The sequence below is a fragment of the Photorhabdus sp. RM322S genome (assembly GCF_042879395.1).
GTDB classification, from domain to species: domain Bacteria; phylum Pseudomonadota; class Gammaproteobacteria; order Enterobacterales; family Enterobacteriaceae; genus Photorhabdus; species Photorhabdus khanii.
Window position 1 is genome coordinate 1 of the sequence record NZ_JBHFKW010000116.1, and the last position, 1,782, is coordinate 1,782.

Consider the following 1,782-nt stretch of genomic DNA (forward strand, 5'->3'; position numbering starts at 1 on the left):
ATGCCAGGTGGTGGCACACACCGTGGTTTCTGTCGGACCATAATCATTGAACAGATTTACCCGACTCCGCAATGCCTGAAGCAGCGCCGTACTGGGTGCTTCACCACCCAGTATCAAGGTTGGCTTTATCGTTAGCGCCGGTAAATCCCCCCCTTCCTGGAGAAAAGCCGGTGTCAGGAAAGCGTGCGTCACTCTCTGTTCTTCCAGATAATGCCAAAGGCGTAATGGATCCTGACGAACCGTGTCGGCAGGAATAACCAGACTGGCCCCACCACCCAATGCAGTCATCATTTCCGCGACACTGGCATCGAAACCAAAGGAAATAAACTGCAATATCCGACTGGTCACCTTCACGTCAAGCCGGGTAATTTGCGCCAGAGCCAGATTAACCACACTATGATGTTCAACCATCACCCCTTTCGGCGTGCCGGTTGAGCCGGAGGTATAAATCACATACGCCAGATGCCGTGAAGTCAAGGCAGGAATCTGCGGGTGACTGTCCGGCTGGTCAGGCAATTCATTCGGGTCAAGCACCGTCAGGCTCACAAGGACGTTCTCACCCAACGCTGTACGTCCGGCGTTATCCGCCAGCAAAATAGCCGGTGCCGCATCAATCAAAATATGCCCCAAACGCTCACCCGGATAGGCAGGATCCAACGGCACATAAGCCCCACCCGCTTTCAGTACCGCCAGCAATCCCACTACCATCGCCGGTGAACGCGCCACGCAAATCGCCACCCGCTGGTCCGGCTCCACGCCCAGCGCAATCAGTTGATGCGCCAACCGGTTAGCACGGGCATTCAGCTCGGCATAGCTGAAAGTCTGGTCTTCATACACCAGTGCCGTCGCATCCGGTGTTTTCTCGGCCTGTTGTTCAAATAACTGATGAATACACAGCAGGTCAGGATAGGGGGTTTCCGTGGCGTTCCAGGTTGCCAGCAATAGCCTGCGCTCTGCCGGGGCCAAAATATCGATTTCCCCAATTGACTGTTGAGGATGAGCCACCATCGCTTGCAGTACCGTGTGCAGATACCCCACGTAGCGCTCAATCGTCTGTTGGTCAAACAGGGCCGCAGCATAACTCAACGTACCCAAAATCCTGCCATTCTCCTCAAACAGTGCCAGTTCCAGATCAAACTTGACTGTGCCAAGAGCGGGATCAACAGATGAGACAGCCAACCCGGGTAGTTTCCATTCCGGGATCTCATTGTTCTGCCAGGCAAACATCACCTGGAACAGCGGGGTATGCGCTAATCTACGCGGTGGCTGCACTATTTCCACCACCTGTTCAAACGACAGGTCCTGATGTGCCTGTGCCGCCAATGCGGTTTGCCGCACATACGCCAGCAACTCAATCACACTCGGTGCACCCGATAAATTAATGCGTAACGCCAGCGTATTGATAAAAAAACCGATCAGGGATTCCACTTCCTGACGACTGCGGCCTGCGCTCGGTGTGCCGATAACCACATCCTCCTGATCTGACAGGCGCGACAGGACCGTCGCCCAGGCCGACAACAGGGTCATGAATAACGTGACGCCTTGCTGTTCACTCAAATGCTTAAGGGATTGTGTCAATTCCGCATCCAGGTCAATAGGCACCCTATTCCCCACAAACGACTGCTGAGGAGGGCGTGGTCGATCGGTTGGCAAATCCAGTAACACCGGCGCGTCAGCCAGCAAGGTACGCCAATAGTCGGATTGAGCCTGAACCCGTTCAGCCGACAGCCACTGACGCTGCCAGGCGGCGTAATCAGGGTATTGGATCACCAGCGGCGGTAG

At 55.1% G+C, this 1,782-nt stretch carries 1 protein-coding gene; it reads right to left on the reverse strand.

Going from position 1 to position 1,782, the window contains the following annotated elements; translation table 11 throughout:
• Window positions 1-1,782: AMP-binding protein (locus ACGF63_RS22790; protein WP_387633363.1), on the reverse strand; the 1,782-nt coding region annotated here is incomplete at both ends.